Origin of the sequence: Umboniibacter marinipuniceus, assembly GCF_003688415.1 — a bacterium.
GTDB classification, from domain to species: Bacteria; Pseudomonadota; Gammaproteobacteria; order Pseudomonadales; family DSM-25080; genus Umboniibacter; species Umboniibacter marinipuniceus.
Window position 1 is genome coordinate 296,573 of the sequence record NZ_REFJ01000003.1, and the last position, 16,685, is coordinate 313,257.

12 protein-coding genes are annotated in these 16,685 nt (G+C 49.3%); 6 read left to right on the forward strand and 6 right to left on the reverse strand.

Translation table 11 applies throughout. The features are described from left to right. Window positions 1–4 precede the first annotated feature (4 nt). Window positions 5–2,029 (reverse strand): NADPH-dependent 2,4-dienoyl-CoA reductase, encoded by a 2,025-nt coding sequence (locus DFR27_RS07590; protein ID WP_121876850.1) that lies wholly within the window; start codon window positions 2,027–2,029, stop codon window positions 5–7. Between the two features lie 87 nt (window positions 2,030–2,116). Between DFR27_RS07590 and DFR27_RS07595 the strand changes: the two genes are divergently transcribed. Further along, complete coding sequence (locus DFR27_RS07595; protein ID WP_121876851.1) at window positions 2,117–2,704, forward strand: TetR/AcrR family transcriptional regulator; 588 nt, start codon at window positions 2,117–2,119, stop codon at window positions 2,702–2,704. A gap of 124 nt (window positions 2,705–2,828) precedes the next feature. Here the strand turns inward: DFR27_RS07595 and parC are convergent, their stop codons facing one another. Then, the gene (parC, locus tag DFR27_RS07600; RefSeq protein ID WP_121876852.1) at window positions 2,829–5,081 is read right to left on the reverse strand and encodes a DNA topoisomerase IV subunit A; all 2,253 of its coding nucleotides are present in this window, start codon (window positions 5,079–5,081) and stop codon (window positions 2,829–2,831) included. A 124-nt stretch (window positions 5,082–5,205) separates the two neighbouring features. Beyond that, the gene (serB, locus tag DFR27_RS07605) at window positions 5,206–6,048 is read right to left on the reverse strand and encodes a phosphoserine phosphatase SerB (RefSeq protein ID WP_121876853.1); all 843 of its coding nucleotides are present in this window, start codon (window positions 6,046–6,048) and stop codon (window positions 5,206–5,208) included. Between the two features lie 165 nt (window positions 6,049–6,213). Here serB and DFR27_RS07610 point away from each other — a divergent pair, with 165 nt between their 5' ends. The 3 genes from DFR27_RS07610 to DFR27_RS07620 all read left to right on the forward strand — a co-directional run bounded on the left by DFR27_RS07610 (window position 6,214) and on the right by DFR27_RS07620 (window position 10,687). Then, window positions 6,214–7,257: a hypothetical protein gene (locus DFR27_RS07610; RefSeq protein ID WP_121876854.1), complete on the forward strand. Its 1,044-nt coding sequence runs from the start codon at window positions 6,214–6,216 to the stop codon at window positions 7,255–7,257. Further along, window positions 7,254–7,874, forward strand: a complete 621-nt coding sequence (locus tag DFR27_RS07615) for a class I SAM-dependent methyltransferase (protein WP_121876855.1) — start codon at window positions 7,254–7,256, stop codon at window positions 7,872–7,874. The genes DFR27_RS07610 and DFR27_RS07615 overlap by 4 nt, the downstream gene beginning before the upstream one ends. Window positions 7,875–8,014: 140 nt before the next feature. Beyond that, window positions 8,015–10,687, forward strand: coding sequence for a M1 family metallopeptidase (locus DFR27_RS07620; RefSeq protein ID WP_121876856.1), 2,673 nt, complete (start codon window positions 8,015–8,017; stop codon window positions 10,685–10,687). 151 nt (window positions 10,688–10,838) lie between these two features. On the opposite strand, the gene DFR27_RS07625 is transcribed toward DFR27_RS07620, so the two are convergent. Continuing rightward, a complete protein-coding gene (locus DFR27_RS07625; RefSeq protein ID WP_121876857.1) occupies window positions 10,839–11,804 on the reverse strand; it encodes a patatin-like phospholipase family protein in 966 nt (321 codons plus the stop codon). Between the two features lie 530 nt (window positions 11,805–12,334). On the opposite strand from DFR27_RS07625, the gene DFR27_RS07630 reads away from it, so the two are divergent. After that, window positions 12,335–12,970, forward strand: coding sequence for a TIGR04219 family outer membrane beta-barrel protein (locus DFR27_RS07630; protein WP_121876858.1), 636 nt, complete (start codon window positions 12,335–12,337; stop codon window positions 12,968–12,970). Between the two features lie 269 nt (window positions 12,971–13,239). Then, window positions 13,240–13,677 (forward strand): YtoQ family protein, encoded by a 438-nt coding sequence (locus tag DFR27_RS07635; protein ID WP_121876859.1) that lies wholly within the window; start codon window positions 13,240–13,242, stop codon window positions 13,675–13,677. A gap of 149 nt (window positions 13,678–13,826) precedes the next feature. On the opposite strand, the gene DFR27_RS07640 is transcribed toward DFR27_RS07635, so the two are convergent. Together DFR27_RS07640 and DFR27_RS07645 are read right to left on the reverse strand one after the other, a co-directional pair. Then, window positions 13,827–15,752, reverse strand: a complete 1,926-nt coding sequence (locus DFR27_RS07640) for an acetoacetate--CoA ligase (RefSeq protein WP_121876860.1) — start codon at window positions 15,750–15,752, stop codon at window positions 13,827–13,829. A gap of 266 nt (window positions 15,753–16,018) precedes the next feature. Then, window positions 16,019–16,657 carry an SEL1-like repeat protein gene (locus DFR27_RS07645; protein WP_121876861.1) on the reverse strand — a complete coding sequence of 213 codons (639 nt, stop codon included), beginning with the start codon at window positions 16,655–16,657 and terminating at the stop codon, window positions 16,019–16,021. Window positions 16,658–16,685 lie beyond the last annotated feature (28 nt).

Here is a 16,685-nt window from a genome sequence, read left to right on the forward strand (position 1 = left end):
AGCCTTAAAGCTGAGCGGCTAATCGAGTTCCTTGATCAATGGCGCGTTTAGCGTCCAATTCCGACGCCACATCCGCCCCCCCAATCTTATGCACACTAAGGCCAGCTAGTGGATCCATCAACAGGTTGTTAGGCTCCTGCCCGGCGCAAATGATGACATTATCTACAGCCAACACCTTCGACTCGCCATTGACCAAAAGATGAAGTCCAGCATCATCAATCTTGGTGTACTCACAGCCAGGTACCATCTGAATACCCTTCTTTTGCAAGCCCGTGCGATGGATCCAACCCGTGGTCTTACCCAAGTTTTTGCCCACCTTGGAAGCCTTTCGCTGCAGCAGCCAAATTTCACGTGGCGAAGGCGAATGACCTGCCTTCACGTTTTCAATACCTCCTCGCGCTTCCATGGTCATATCTACGCCCCACTCGTTCATAAATGCGGCGATATCTTGGCTGGTAGCCTGACCTTCGTGTGCGAGATATTCACTAATATCAAAACCAATGCCACCCGCGCCTATCACCGCAACAGCGTTACCCACTTTGGCACCCGACATCACATCAAGGTAGCTCAGGACCTTCGGGTGATCGATACCCTCGATAGGCGGAGTCCGCGGCAAGATTCCGGTAGCCAGAATAATTTCGTCGTAGTTCGCCTCACGAAGCTCGTCACCGGTTATGAAGGTACCGAGGTGAAGATTTACACCAGTGAGTTCAATCTGCTTCGCAAAGTAGCGAATTGTCTCATAAAACTCTTCCTTACCCGGAATGCGCTTGGCGATGTTGAACTGTCCGCCGATTTCCTCTGCAACATCGAACAAATCAACAGAATGGCCACGGGTGGCCGCCGTAGTTGCGAAAGCTAAACCCGCTGGACCGGCTCCAACCACTGCAATGCGCTTGGCAGTCGTTGTTGGCTCTATCACGAGCTCCGTCTCATGACAGGCGCGAGGGTTCACTAAACAGCTTGCTTCCTTCAACTCGAATACATGATCTAAACAAGCCTGATTACAACCGATACAGGTATTAATCTCGTCAGAGCGGTTCTCTTCAGCTTTAACAACGAAGTGAGAATCAGCCAGAAATGGGCGCGCCATGGAAACCATGTCCGCATGACCTTCAGCTAATACCGCCTCAGCGACTTCGGGCGTATTAATACGATTTGAAGTCACTACCGGCACCGATAATTCCTTCTTAAATTCAGCAGTCACCCACGTAAAAGCGGCGCGCGGTACTTTGGTTGCAATGGTAGGGATTCGCGCTTCGTGCCAACCGATACCCGTATTGATGATAGTTGCTCCCGCTACCTCAACCGCTTTACCCAACTGAACGATCTCTTCCTTCGTTGAACCGCCCTCTACGAGATCCAGCATCGACAGTCGGTAGATGAGAATGAACGCCTCACCAACGGCTTCACGACAACGACGAACCACTTCAATTGGCAGGCGAATCCGGTTCTCGTAGCTTCCGCCCCATTCATCTGTTCGTTGATTAGTGCGTGCGGCAATAAATTGATTGAGGAAATAGCCCTCTGACCCCATGATTTCAACACCGTCGTAGCCAGCTTCTTTGGCTAGAACCGTGGCATTTACGAAAGATTGAATCTCCTCTTCAATCTCTTCCGCCGTCACTTCGTGAGGCATAAATGGGTTGATAGGGGCTTGAATTGCCGAAGGTGCTAAGGGTGATTCATTAAAGGCGTATCGGCCCGTATGCAAAATCTGCATAGCAATTTTACCGCCCGCCTTGTGAACTGCGCTGGTGATGATGCGATGATTATCAACATCCTGCTGATTCTCCATACACGCGGCGTGAGCGGCCGTAGCAGCACGCTTATTCGGACCGATGCCACCGGTTACTATAAGCCCTACGCCGCCTTCAGCGCGCTCTGCATAGAAAGCAGCCATTCGTTCAAATCCATTTGGCGCCTCTTCAAGCCCCGTGTGCATTGAACCCATTAATACGCGGTTTCGTAACTGGGTGAAACCTAGGTCCAACGGAGCTAGTACGTGGGGAAAATGTGCATTCGACATAATTGTGAGCCTCTAAAAAATCACTTTACAGTTGAACCTTATGCCTCTATGTTGACAGTGTCAAGATTAAACTAGGTGTACTGAATTATGGCTAGCGTTTACCACCACGGCAACTTACGCCAAGCATTATTATTGGAAGCTGACCACATTATTGAAACGGAAGGTATTGATGCGCTGTCAGTGAGAAAACTGGCAGAGAGTGTTGGAGTATCAAGAACTGCGCTCTATCACCATTTTCGTGACAAGAACGCATTGTTGTCAGCCATCACTGAAGCGCAATTTAATCACTGGGGAAAGCAGCTCACTGATGTGCTTGATGATCAAGCACCTGTGCAAACACAAATCAAAGCCTTCGCGAAGCAGTATCTTCTGGGCGCCACGGCGCGACCTGCGCACTATAACCTGATGTTCGGCAAGCCCATTTGGAAGAGCGGCGAGCCCAGTGAAAGTCTTACCGAAATCTCGCGCACCAGTTTTCAAAATTACGTTATTCTAATTAAACGTTGGCAGGATAGCGGAGCCATTGAGGCAGCCATCCCCAGCTTGCAACTCGCCCAAGTTAGCTGGGGAATGCTCCATGGTTTAGCACGACTCTTAATAGACGGGGTGTACGTGGATTACAAGCAAATTGAGGAGATGAGCGATGCGGTTACGCGTTTACTATTAAACGAGTAACCTGCATTGCTAGTGACTAACCAGCAACTATCGGCTAACCACTAAAAACAACTATCGGCTAACCAGTCGTAGACAAGCAAAGACGAACTAGCCCGCTTACCTAACTACTGGCTAACCAAAGCCTTTAACTATCAACAATTTCCACCGAATCAACATTCTGGAAACCGCGAGGAAGTTTATGCCCGCGTCGACCACGCTCACCAAAATAATGTTCAAGCTCACTAAACTTAAAGCTCACATGACGCTTTCCTGAGCTAATGACCACGCGCTGATCTTCGCGGAATACAGCAGCGGTTAGCATCAGTTCCTCTCGCGCCGCGGCACGGACGGCAGAAATATTCATAATCTTATTGCCCTTACCTTTGCCCAGCACGGGAAGTTCACTTAACGGGAACACTAACATCCGTCCCTCGTTACTAATTGCCGCCACCCAAAGCTGTTCGCCTTCAGGAAGGACAATTGGCGGCAGTACTTGAGAACCCTTAGGAAGGCTAATAATGGCCTTACCGGCCTTATTTCGTGAACTCAAGTTGTCGATTTGCGTGACGAAACCGTAACCCGCGTCGGAGGCGAGTAACAGTCGTTCGCTACCTTTACCCAATAACAAGCCTTCAAAGCTTGCGCCCGATGGTGGATTCACTTTACCCGTTACTGGCTCGCCCTGCCCTCGGGCTGAAGGCAAGCCATGCGCAGGAAATACATAGGACCTGCCCGTTGAATCTAATAGGTAGACGGATTCGTTGGTGCGGCCCTTTGCCGCGAGCTTAAACCTATCTCCGGACTTATAATTGAGTGATGAAGGATCAACCTCATGACCCCGAGCAGCGCGAATCCAGCCCATTTGCGATAACACCACCGTGGTGTTTTCGACACTCACCAAATCCATCTCTGAGAGAGCCTGAGCTTCGGCACGCTCGATGATTGGCGAACGTCGATCGTCACCAAATTCATCCGCGGCTTCTTGCAACTCGTTTTTAACAAGTGTTTTAAGACGGCGTTCCGAAGACAGCAGTAACTCTAGCTTCTTCCGTTCCTCGTTCAATTCGTCCTGCTCACCGCGGATTTTGACTTCTTCCAACTTAGCTAAGTGGCGAAGTTTTAGCTCCAATATGGCTTCGGCTTGAATATCGGAAATACCAAAGCGCTCCATTAAAACGGGCTTCGGCTTGTCCTCTTCTCGGATAATAGCAATAACTTCGTCAATATTGAGAAAGGCAACCATTAAACCATCGAGAATATGTAAGCGAGCGAGCACTTTCTCTAGACGGAAGTTGAGGCGCTTTCTAACTGTTTCAACGCGGAAATGTAACCATTCTTTAATGATTTGATCGAGGGACTTAACACCCGGCCGACCGTCGTTACCGATCATGTTGAAATTCACTCGGTACGTCTTTTCAAGGTCCGTCGTGGCAAAAAGATGGTTCATGAGTTGATCTACGTCCACACGATTAGAGCGTGGAACAATAACAAAGCGAGTGGGATTCACGTGGTCCGACTCATCTTTGAGGTCCGAGACCATCGGTAACTTTTTCGCCTGCATCTGCGCCGCAATTTGTTCTAAAACTTTTGCGCCAGAGGTCTGGTGAGGTAACGCCGTAATGACAATCTCGCCCTGTTCCTCCTGCCAAACAGCCCGCATACGAACGCTTCCACGCCCCGTTTTATAGAGCTTATGAAGTTCCGACTTTGGGGTAATAATCTCCGCATCGGTAGGATAGTCAGGGCCCTTTACATGCTCCAAAATTTCTTCGAGGCTAGTTGAGCTTCGCTCTAAGCAAGCAATCGATGCGGCGACAATCTCACGGATATTGTGCGGTGGAATATCCGTTGCCATACCTACAGCAATACCGGTACCGCCATTGAGAAGGATATTTGGTAATCGGGCGGGTAGAACAAGAGGCTCCGTCATGGTGCCATCAAAGTTATCAATCCAGTCAGCCGTACCCTGCCCTAATTCACTGAGTAAAACATTCGCGTACTTGGCAAGCTTGGCCTCAGTGTATCGCATTGCTGCGAAACTCTTCGGGTCATCAGGAGAACCCCAGTTACCCTGACCTTCTACTGTAGGGTATCGATAGGAAAAGTCCTGCGCCATGAGTACCATCGCTTCATAGGCTGCAGAATCACCATGGGGGTGAAACTTACCAATCACATCACCAACGGTACGAGCCGATTTCTTGGGTTTCGCCGAGTTGCGCAAACCCAATTCGCTCATGGCATAAATGATGCGCCTTTGGACCGGCTTTAGACCGTCACCAATATTTGGCAAGGCGCGGTCTAGGATGACGTACATAGAATAGTCGAGGTAGGCTTTTTCGGTGTAGTCCTTTAGCGCTACTCGTTCAATACCATCATTCGAAAGAGTTAACTCACTCATCTTGTTCCTTATTTTGCGAGCGTTAATTAATGCGTTGAGCCAGTTTAAACCGAACTACGGTGGTTCTGCACTACTTCAATAACACTTTCTAGTGGAAAATAAGTGATTAGTTAAGTTGTTCAGTTTAAACGTCGCCGTAGAGCGCTTTGGCAATACCGTCCAAACCGCCATAATTAAGGGTAAGCGGAGCGAGTTCTTGCACCTTGGGCTTGGCTTTATAGGCAATACCAATACCCGCTGCGGCTAACATTGGCAGGTCATTTGCGCCGTCACCAACCGCGAGAACTTGGCTGCTAGCCAAATCCAATTCGGTTGCCATTTTTACCAGCTGTCGCGCTTTAAATTCGGCGTCAACGATGGGCTCAATCGCTGTACCCGTTAACTTACCATCAACAATATCCAGAACATTAGAATACACCTCGTCGATACCTAACTTGGCCGCTAAACGTGCAGCAAAAAGTTCAAAGCCGCCACTGAGGATCACGGTTTTCACTCCCTCGGCACGGAGTTTTGCAATGAGTAGTTCAGCGCCAGGCATAATTTGAATACGATTGAAAATCCCATCTAATTTCTCGGCGGATAGGCCATTGAGAAGCGCTAGGCGCTCACGAAAGCTGGCTTTAAAGTCCAACTCCCCGCGCATTGCTCGCTCGGTGATAGTCGCTACTTGATCCTTGATCCCGAGTTCGGCAGCGAGTTCATCAATCACTTCTGCTTGAATCAAGGTTGAATCCATATCAAAGCAGGCCAGCTTGAGTAATTCCTGACTGGCAAACATAAAAATATCCGCCTCAGGCTTGATCTGCTTAAGCGTATCCTGCCCCATAACCGTATTCGTCTTCCATTGCGCGAGTTGACTACCGTCCGCCTGGGTAGAAACCTCCGGTGCTGCAACAAAAACTTGGCTAAACTCGGCGAGTTCCATCGTGCTAAACGAGGAGGCAAAAACTGAAACCAAACGCTGCATAGCGACTCCATTTACTCATTGAACAGGTTAAATTAGTATTTTTAGGATTATACAAATTGTGATTCACTAACCGTTGTATTGGCAACAATACCAAAAAAATGAATGCTGCCAATCTACGGCCAATCTTTGTAAACTAGAACCGCGTTTCCGACTAAGGTAATTCCCGTGTTAAAAATTGATCGACTAGCGCTGCGCTTTCTCCTGCTTGGTTCCGCTGCCATACTGATCGTAGTCCCTACGCTCTTCGGGTTGTTCAGCGCTCAACAACATGAGATAGACCTACGATTTGGCGAAGGGCTTGCAGAGCGGCTCGCTAATGACAGCGTAGAAGCCATTCTGGCCGACGATGAGCTGGCTCTGAATGCAACGCTGGCAAGTTATGAGCAACTCGAAAAAATAGCGGGAGCAAGTTTCGTTAATTCTGCCCTCGAGGTCGTGAGCGCTAGCGGCGAGCTAGTGGGGACTCCGGTGTCCAGTTCGGTAATTATTTCCGGTGATGAATACGGTCAGGTCACGGTATACGTTAAACCAGCTAGTCAGGTTGTCTCAGTGCTGGCATTGCTAATCATCTCGCTGGTGATGATGATCTTGAGCGTAGCTGGGTATTTCTCAACCATCCGCCAACAACCTAAGATTAAAGTTGAGCCAGACTCCGGTACGTTGGTTACCTTGGAGCTTGGTGATCTACCCGGCCTTGCGGATCAGTTAAGTACCCATACTATCAATAATTTATACGGTGAGCTGCAAAACCAAGTGGAAGCACTGTTCGATTCGCTAGGAGGCCAACTCTACCTAGCTCAAGGTCCAGTACTGCGCGGTTTGTTCTTTTCCGAAGATCATTCAAAGCGCGCTACCACTGCGGCATTGCTGTTAAAGCGTTTAACCAACTTCTGGGCCGCCGAGCAAGGCGTTTCCATTAACCGACGTATTGCGGTGCAAAACGCTCCCTCGCTGAATTTGAATGGTTCGCTCATCAACAACCATCGCCGAGCACAGTTGAATCGTAATACCGGTATGTTACTGAAGTCAGGTCAGCCGGGAGATATTATCTTCGGCCAACATACTGGCGAGAACTTACCCAACGGTCTCACTTATCGCGAGCATCCTTCGCTACGTATCGTGAGCCAATTTTCACCTCCTATTGAGCACACACTTGATTTAGAAGTAAATAAGCTCATTCAAACCTTAGCTAGTCCGGAGACAACGTGACCACACCACCACTTCCACTTGATATCGATTCCGTTAAAGGGTTTTTAGACCCCGCTGAAGGGCAAGCCCTCCTCACCGCAGCTATAAGTGTTGCCCAACTCGGGCCAATAATGGAGATCGGTAGTTACTGCGGCAAATCAACGGTTTACCTTGGAACTGCTGCACAACACTCAGACAATATCATCTATGCGGTGGATCATCATCGTGGTAGCGAAGAACACCAGTTTGGCGAGGAGTATTTTGATAGCGACGTCTACGATACTGACATCAACGCCGTTGACACCTTCAAACTGTTCCGTCAAACGGTAGACCGCGCCAAATTAATGAATGTTGTTGTCCCCATCGTGGCGGCTACTCGGGTAGCCTCGAAGTACTGGGCAACGCCGCTAGGGATGTTATTCATTGACGGTGGGCACAGCGAGCAAGCGGCACTGGACGATTATCGATGCTGGACGCCATTCATACGAAAGGGGGGTTTACTGGCAATCCATGATATCTTCCCAAACCCTGAAGATGGCGGCCAAGCGCCTTACAACATTTACCAACTAGCCCTTAAATCAGGGCAATTTGAACTTGTCAGTATGACTAAAACATTAGGTCTTTTGCGTCGGCTATAGTTCTGGCAGATTAATTATCTTCGGTCATCCATTATCCAGCGGTTACCCAGTGCCCTCAACTCAAAAAGTTAACAGGCAACGTGGGTAACTGAGATTAGCATCAGCTACAATCTACAAACTCTACAACGAGAGAACACTCAATGAAGCGTTTACTAAACATCCTAGCAATACCCGCCTTGTTATTCTTGCTCAGCGCCTGCAACACTGAGCCGTCCGCCTCAAACACGTCCACGTTTGACGACAGTATTGCGCCAATCGGTCTGTTGGGAGACCTCTCCGAGCCGCTCTATTACGACATCGATTTGACGGTTGATCCGCGCGCGGACGAGTTTTACGGTACAGTAGCGCTCTCATTTCGCTTAAATCGTCCGTCTGAGCATTTTTGGCTTCATGGCAACAACTTACAGGTTGAACGTGTTGAGCTGATCAACGGCGAACAAAGCTATACAGCAACCTATGAGCAAGTACTTGCCAGCGGTGTAGCGAAAATTGGATTCCCTACCAAGCTTGAAGCTGGCGACTACCAAGTGGTTATTCACTATCGTGCGGCATTTGATCTGAACTTAAGTGGATTATTCAAAGTTGAGGAACAAGGGCTAAACTACGCTTTGGCTAAGTCTGAATCCGTTCAAGCTCGGAAGTTCCTCCCCGGCTTTGACGAACCGGGTCTAAAAGCACCCTTCGAATTTACACTCACCGTGCCTGCGGATATGCACGCCATTACCAATACCCCTGAAGCTAGCGTTATCCAGCTCGATAATGGTATGAAGCAGGTCACTTATTTACCTACCCCTGCGATGCCTACCTATCTTCTCAGCTTAGCGGTAGGTCCCTTTGATCGAGTAGAAGGCCCTACTATTCCCGCCAACGAGTTCCGAGAGAATAATATTCCGCTAGTGGGATACGCTCGTGCAGGACGCGGCGCTGAATTAGACTATATCCTGTCTATTACTCCAGAGTTCGTTGCGATTTTCGAGCGCGAGCTGGAAAGTCCATACCCATTTCGCAAGCTAGACATTATCGCCGCACCCGCGTGGCCTAGCGGTGCCACCGAGCTATCAGCCGCTATTACCTACCGTGAGAGTCGTATCCTACTTGGTCCCAATCCTGCCCCGCAGGCACGGTTGGGTCTGCTATCAATTCATGCGCATGAGTTAGCTCACATGTGGTTTGGCAACTTAGTAACACCTACTTGGTGGGATGATCTTTGGCTAAAAGAAGGCTTCTCAAGCTGGATGGAACCCGTCGCTATGGCAGAATTCGAACCTAAAGCAGGTCACGAAATTGGCACAACCGTAGACGGTCTTCGTGCGATGTCTTTGGATTCCTTAGCCAGTACCCGAGCGATTCGCGAACCGATTGATCGGAATGAAGACATCCGTAATGCCTATGATGCCATCACCTACGCAAAGAGCACTGGGGTGATTCATATGATGGATAGTTACTTCGGTCCTGAGCTATTCCGCCCCGCCCTAGGGCGATATGTTGCTCGCTTCGCTGAAGGGCGTGCTGACGCGGCTGAATTCTACGATGAAATCGCAACACAAAGTGGCGAGCCCCGTCTTGTAGCAGCATTCCGCAGCTTTGTTGAACAACCTGGACTCCCGCAAATAGACACTCAAGTTAGCTGCGCGAATGATCAGGTGACCGTAAACATTCAGCAGCAGCGTTATGCACCGCCTGGTTCAGAGATAAACACTCAAGCTCAGCAATGGGATATCCCAATGTGCTTCACCGATGCAAATGGCCATCAGCACTGCGACATTCTCAGCCAAAAGACAACGTCTTGGCAGTGGGAAGGCACTTGCCCAGCTTGGGTTTTCCCCAATGCTAACGGCGCGGGTTACTATCGATTCAACACCAACTCCACTAACTGGTCAGCCCTGATTGCTAACTTCAGCGACTTTTCAGCCCCCGAGGCCATGGTGTTGATTGACAGTGGCTTTGCCGCCTACGGACAGGAAACGCTTTCTGCCGAAGCGTTAAAATCGCTCGTTGAAGCGTCTACTAAGTCAAACAATCGCCATGTTGTTGCCGCCGCAATCAGCCGTTTGCGAAATTTACTCGCCGTAAGTGATGACGCGAGCAAAGTGCGATTAGCAAGTTGGGCCAATGCCCTGTATTCACCATTACTTGAAACTTGGGCTCAGGGAAGTGATGAGGATTCGATGATCTTGACCAATCAATTGCGCAGCAGCTTGGCCCAGCACTTCGATAACCTTGAACTTCGTGCCGAGTTAGCTCAACAAGCCGCTTCCTTCACGGGCTATATGGGGGGTTCATCGGATAGCTCAGCCCTTACTACCGATGAGTATCAGATGGCGCTTACGGTGGCTGTGGAAGACCTTGGCGATGACTTCAGTAATCACCTACTTAGCTTTGCGGATAACTTTGACGACTCCCGTTTCCGGGCAGCGGCCGTAACTGCGCTGTCGGCAAGTACCTCAGCGGAGTTCGTAACAACCCAGCATACATTCGTCTTAGCTGCCGCAACTGAGTCTCGCGAAGCGTGGTCAATGATCGCGGGAGCAATGTCCGTGCCTGAGTTACGCGCCGACCATTGGCATTTTGTGCAAAATAACTTTGAAGCCATTAGCAAAAAGATTCCCGCACAATGGCGCCGTCGTATGCCGTTGTTAGGGACTGATTTCTGCAGTGCATCGGAAAACGCCGCGCTGCAGGCCTTATTTAACGAGTACGGCGAACTCACGCCTGGATACGAGCGCGCGCTGGCACAAACCAGTGAGCGAATTTCCCTGTGCGAAGCGGCTAAGCCCAGCGCCAACGCGTTTGCCAATCAGCTAACGCCCTAGACTGATCGCACTCAGCCTTTCTCGCTGAGCGCAATGGATCTTTCAATAGAAAAGCCCCGACATAGATCGGGGCTTTTTTCACCTCTTTGCTAAGCTTTAGCGCCAGTATGCCTGCGCTAGTGTAATCCGTTATGTATAGTTGGATAGGCCTTCATGCCACGGATTGCTGAGCTGGATTACCCAAACCACGAACCAATTCAGCTCCCCAAGTATTAACAAACAAAACCCCGGTTTCGTAGCCGAGCTTATAGTCCTTGATCAGCGCCTCAGGAGTACTGCCGAGAACGACGGACTCTAGTGCTCGATGCGGCGCGATTTGTACCGTCGTCACGCCGGGCGGAGGAGACTTAATATACTGTTCGTCGCGCTGATAGTTTGCCTGATGGGTATCCATCATTGCACCGATACGAGGGTTGGCGTTAGTCCGCTTAAAAAATTGGTGTAAGCCTCGGGAAAATATGGGGTCGGGCTCTCTCTCTTTGGGTGCCACGCGAATAGCCACCACATAGTTTGCTCCCTGTTCAACCACCTCACGAACTGGAATAGGATGACCTAGGCCACCATCAACAAAGTGATGTCCATGAATCTCCACGCCATCATCATAGAAATAGGGAATGGCACTTGAAGCTTTAAGTAGCAAGGCTAGATCGTGGTCATCGTGGTGGAATCTTCTTGGGGAGAAGCAATCGGCATGGGTGGCCATCAGTTGCAGCTGCATATCAGTATTAGCTAGTTCGCTCACGTCCATTCGGTAGGCGGGATGTGATTGGGTGACCTCAAAGTACCAATCAAGGTCCATCACTGGTGCCGATCTAAACCAATTAAGTCGCCGATAGAATCGGTCATTTGTAGACACTTCCTCAATGATTCGCTTAGCCATTCCCTTTCGGTCCATGGCATAAGTAGTGCCAACGTGGGCGCCGCCGGAGACCCCCAACACCTGCACAAACGGCGCAAATTGATGATCCATAAACGCGTCTACCACTCCAGCCGAAAAAATACTTCGCTGACCTCCGCCTTCGAGAACTAAGGCTGGCTTAACAACCTCAGGCCTAGCGGGCAAGGTTCGGTAGATTTCGCTGACTCGATGAAGGTCGAAGTGGTGGTGATTTGACATGGCTTCCCTCTTAAAGCGTGCACTAGTTGGACGCAGTCGACACAGTGCTAGATAAGCGTATTCGTCTTATTTAACTTTAGACGTTGGATTTGTATTGCTCCAAGATATTTACCGATAAATGTGACTCGGCAGTATCCCTTACCTAATCACGCAGTTTTTCGGATATTTTTATTTCCCACTCTTTGCCATTATTAATACCGCAAGCAGTAGCAATTCTCTCTACGAGAATCTTGATCCCAAACCACCCCCCCTTCGGTTTGGGATTTTTTTTGCCCCTAGAATAGGGTTCACAGCAGACTAGTTAGTTCATTTCATCAGAAATCTACGTGCCGTCCGTTGGTGAACTGCTACGTCAGGATAGCCATCACCGCTTGCTCCAAGCAGCGGACACACCGTGCTTTCGATCACATAATTGATTACTTATTCACCATATCGATGAGTAAATAGCAGTTATTCCCATTTAATCGTTCGCAGCTTGCGCACATCATGATAATCTGCCTCCATAACTAAAATGATTTATCGAGGTTGATATGAAAAAGACTCTTTTGCTCACTGCAATGCTTGGTTTAGCGTCTACCGGCGTACAGGCTGATGCGTTAGCACTAAAATTTGGCGGACAAGGTTGGTTGGCTAGCGCTGAAAGCGGGAGCTTCGAAGCAGACGAGACAAGCGTCGCTGTCTGGGCCGCTTTTGAGCATCCAATCCCCATCATCCCAAACGTCAAAGTTCGCGCTTACAACTTTGACTCAGCAGACAACTCACTGGTCTTGGAAACTGCAGACTACTTGCTTTACTACGAGCTTTTAGACAATCCTGCTATCACTCTGGACCTAGGTATAGGTGCTCATCACATCCGCTCAGGTGAAATTGGCGGAGTTGAATTTGAAGGCGCGCTGCCCGAAGTTTATGCCGCCACGCGAATTCCATTTTTTGATCGAGACGAAGGTCTAGGTTTCTATGCCGAAGGCGTTGCCGCGTCACTCAGCGACATTAAGATGACTGATATCCAGGCCGGCTTGAGCTATTCATTCTCGCTTTCAGCCATTGACCTTCATTTAATGGCTGGATACCGTTTCACTTCTTACGAGTACGATGGCTTTGATGACCTCATCACTGCAGATCAGGACTTCGATGGCGCTACGCTTGGCTTTGAGTTCGATATCTAACCGTCGCACCAAGCGCCTAGCTCAGTTTTAGGACGCTTAACACGCCCACATTTCGTCTACCGAAATGTGGGCGCAACTCAGCACAACTCAGCACAACTCAGCACAACTCAGCACAACTCAGCACAACTCAGCTCAACTCAGCACAAACAGCGGACCTTTCAAGAATTCACCTCATTTATCAGTACTATCTGCGTCACCGATTTTAACTGTGCTCGCCACCTGATAGGCTGTACTCCTATTAAAATCATCGCTGACTTAGGAGCACCTTCATGAGCTTAACAATTTATCTTTCTGGTGAAATTCATACGGACTGGCGTCAGCGTATTATCGAAGGCTGTCGCGACTTCGATTTCAGCTTTAGTTCAGCAGTAACTAACCACGAAGCTAGTGATGCCGCTGGAGATGTCCTCGGTGACGAAGCGAAGAGTTTTTGGCGTGATCACAAATCAGCGAAGGTGAATGCGATTCGCACTAAAAACCTCATCGAGAAGTGTGATGTCGCTATTATTCGCTTTGGCGATCAGTACAAACAGTGGAATGCGGCCTTTGATGCAGGATACTGCGCCGCGCTGGGCAAACCCTATATTACCCTTCATAGTGAAGATATTATTCACCCGTTGAAGGAGGTAGATGCCGCCGCACTTGCTTGGGCGACATCGCCAGAACAGGTGGTGGAGGTTTTGAAATACGTGGCCAGCGACAACTAAACGCGGACGATGTGTTGGTATTAACGCTTAATCTTTAAGGGGTAGGCTACCCGTATTGGGCATTAGCTTGGAAGCGGAATGCCCAATAGGGTATGTCACAATCTTAGAATAACTAGCAAAAATGCTCTGTTGGCAACTAATCTGGCTGCTTAGCTCTGCAACGCCGGTAAATCTTTAAAGAGTGAGAGCGACTCAGGATTTGCCAGTGCATCGGTATTTTTGACCGCTTCACCATGCACCACCTGACGCACTGCTACCTCTGTAATTTTTCCACTAAGGGTTCTAGGAATGTCCGCTACCGCAATGATTTTTGCTGGTACATGTCGGGGCGTGTTCTGCTCTCGAATTCGCTTCGCTATAGCTTGCTTAAGTGAATCATCAAGCACTGCACCTGCTTTCATACGAACAAACAGTACCACACGGGTATCATCTTCCCATTGCTGACCAATACAGATGGACTCCTCTACCTCGGAAAAACTCTCGACTTCCCTATAGATTTCCGCAGTACCTATTCGAACCCCACCCGGATTCAGTAATGCATCTGAACGCCCGAAGATAATAAGACCGCCCTGCCGCGTAATCTCCGCGTAGTCGCCATGTGACCAAGTATTTTCAAAGTGTTCGAAATACGCAGCATGATACTTTTTATCACCGTCATCACCCACGAAGTTCAGAGGCATTGAAGGAAACGGCTGAGTACACACTAACTCCCCCTTCTGACCAACAAGCGCATTGGCCTCGTCATCCCAAACGTTAGTCGCCATTCCTAGCGCAAGACACTGAATCTCACCTTTAAACACCGGTATTGTGGGATTTCCACAGGCAAAACAGCCTAGCAGGTCCGTTCCGCCGATAATGGAGGCTAGGCAGACATCTGCCTTAATATGCTGATAGACAAAGTCAAAGCCCTCAGGCGCTAGGGGTGAACCCGTGGAGAAGAGCACTCTAAGCGGTTTAAGATGAAAATGTTCACGAGGATGGTAGCCTGCCTTTTCGATCGCCGCGAGGTATTTGGCGGAGGTGCCAAAATGCGTGACGTCATAGCGCTCGCTTAGCTCCCACATCCTGTTAGGCCCGCCTACAAATGGCGATCCGTCATAACAGACTAAGGTTGTACCGCAGGCCAAAGCACTAACCTGCCAGTTCCACATCATCCAACCGCAGGTGGTAAAGTACATGAGTCGGTCACCGGCCTTCATATCACCGTGAAACGCGTGCTCCTTGCGATGCTGAATAAGCGCGCCACCCACACTGTGTTGAATGCACTTAGGTTTACCTGTAGTCCCGGAAGAATAGAGCACAAACAAGGGATCATTAAATCCCACTTGAATGAAGTTTAAACCTTGGTGTGGGGTGGCAACCACTTCGGCCATTGAGTAGTAAGCTGAAAAATTATCTTCGCAGCTTACGTAATCTTCAACAATCACCGCTTGGAGTGATGGTAACGCTGCTACGATTTCATCCACCTTTGACTTCATTGGGACTAATTTCGTGTTGTAGTGATAAGCATTAATAGTAAAGAGCGCTTTAGGAGCCACCTGACCAAAACGATCAACTAAGCCGGCTACGCCAAAGTCAGGTGAACAACTGGTCCACACCGCACCCAATGAAGCAGTTGCCAGCAACCCTACTACAGCCGTTATACCATGTGGCACAAAGCCAGCGACCACATCACCCTGACCAACGCCTTGCTGGGCAAGAAATTCGCTTGCCGAAGCCACTTGCTCACGTAATTGAGCAAAGCTCAAGCTATGTTCACGGCCATCTTCCCAGAGCGCTATAATGGCAAGATCTTCGTCCTTGCCTTGAAGCAAGTTTTCAGCATAGTTAAGGCGTGCTTGAGGAAAAAATCGGGCCTTAAACATTTCCTTGTGCGAACTCAAATAAGGTTTTTCACCTTTGGTGCCCACAATCCCGGTGCTATCCCATACTGCCGACCAAAAGTCTTCAAGGTTATTAATGCTCCAGTCATGGAAGTCTGCATAGTTATTGAACGGCCCCAACTGCTGTGCCAGTTTAGCCATCGCTGAATTTTCGAGTGCTTCCGCACTTGGTTGCCAGAGTAGTGAAGTCATGAAGCTCTTATCGTTGTTATTAAAATTATATTGAGTATATCAAAGCCTACCTTAAAGTACGTACGACCTTAGCCTGATAAATACTCATTTGAGGCCAATCAAATTTCACCCGAGAACGCCGTATTCGAGATTACTCATTCGACGTAACAACGCAGTGCGCCGCCTAGTGAATAGAGGAAAAACTAGCGCGGCCTAAACGCTATGACCTCGGCCTAAACTCTGTGACCGCGGCCTAAACGCTATGACCAGATGAGATCAAAGTGTACCTAAAGGTAAACGGAATTATTATGCGAATTTCGGATGGGCGTACACTCGCGATTAGCGCGAAAGCACTGGCTTCGTTGATATGCCTCTAGACGAAGTTCGAAGCCGCGTAACTCTCTGGCATCGAAATCATCATTTCTGGCTAATTCAATCGCCTCGGTCTGATAACGAACCGCCATTCTGAAGTCGCCGTTCGCCGCAAAGATCGCGGCGGCAGTGTCTTGCTCAGCGGCGGTTAGCTCGCCAAGGCGAAGCATAGTCTGTAGCCACCGGAAGGCCTCGCGGGGATCATACCAGTGGTCGTCAGGTGTGGTGACCAAAAACCAAGCTAAGTCATTAATGGCAGGTTTGTAATCCGCTACGGCCGCCCGCTGTAGCCAGGCGGTTGCTCTTGTGGGATTAGGTTCCATATCTATTCCGTGAAGAAAGACCGTGGCTAATGAATGAGCGCATTCCGGCAGCACCTCGGCACACTGTTCGAGGTAGTAGAAGCCACGCTGGCGATCATTGAGATCTTTGGACTCATACAATGATAACGCTTCCTCATACTGCGCCTCAGGTTGGCCCTGCTCAAGCGGAGATATTGCTTCTTCACAACCCGCCAACGCCCATAGCACTATCAAAAACGAAATTCTCAACATCTCTTTCTACTCACTCTCTGCTGCAACG

Bases quoted from the DNA above. Each gene is read 5' to 3' on its own strand.
- DFR27_RS07590 (WP_121876850.1), bottom strand. From the start codon at position 2,029: ATGTCGAATGCACATTTTCCCCACGTACTAGCTCCGTTGGACCTAGGT.
- DFR27_RS07595 (WP_121876851.1), top strand. From the start codon at position 2,117: ATGGCTAGCGTTTACCACCACGGCAACTTACGCCAAGCATTATTATTG.
- parC (WP_121876852.1), bottom strand. From the start codon at position 5,081: ATGAGTGAGTTAACTCTTTCGAATGATGGTATTGAACGAGTAGCGCTA.
- serB (WP_121876853.1), bottom strand. From the start codon at position 6,048: ATGCAGCGTTTGGTTTCAGTTTTTGCCTCCTCGTTTAGCACGATGGAA.
- DFR27_RS07620 (WP_121876856.1), top strand. From the start codon at position 8,015: ATGAAGCGTTTACTAAACATCCTAGCAATACCCGCCTTGTTATTCTTG.
- DFR27_RS07625 (WP_121876857.1), bottom strand. From the start codon at position 11,804: ATGTCAAATCACCACCACTTCGACCTTCATCGAGTCAGCGAAATCTAC.
- DFR27_RS07630 (WP_121876858.1), top strand. From the start codon at position 12,335: ATGAAAAAGACTCTTTTGCTCACTGCAATGCTTGGTTTAGCGTCTACC.
- DFR27_RS07635 (WP_121876859.1), top strand. From the start codon at position 13,240: ATGAGCTTAACAATTTATCTTTCTGGTGAAATTCATACGGACTGGCGT.
- DFR27_RS07640 (WP_121876860.1), bottom strand. From the start codon at position 15,752: ATGACTTCACTACTCTGGCAACCAAGTGCGGAAGCACTCGAAAATTCA.
- DFR27_RS07645 (WP_121876861.1), bottom strand. From the start codon at position 16,657: ATGTTGAGAATTTCGTTTTTGATAGTGCTATGGGCGTTGGCGGGTTGT.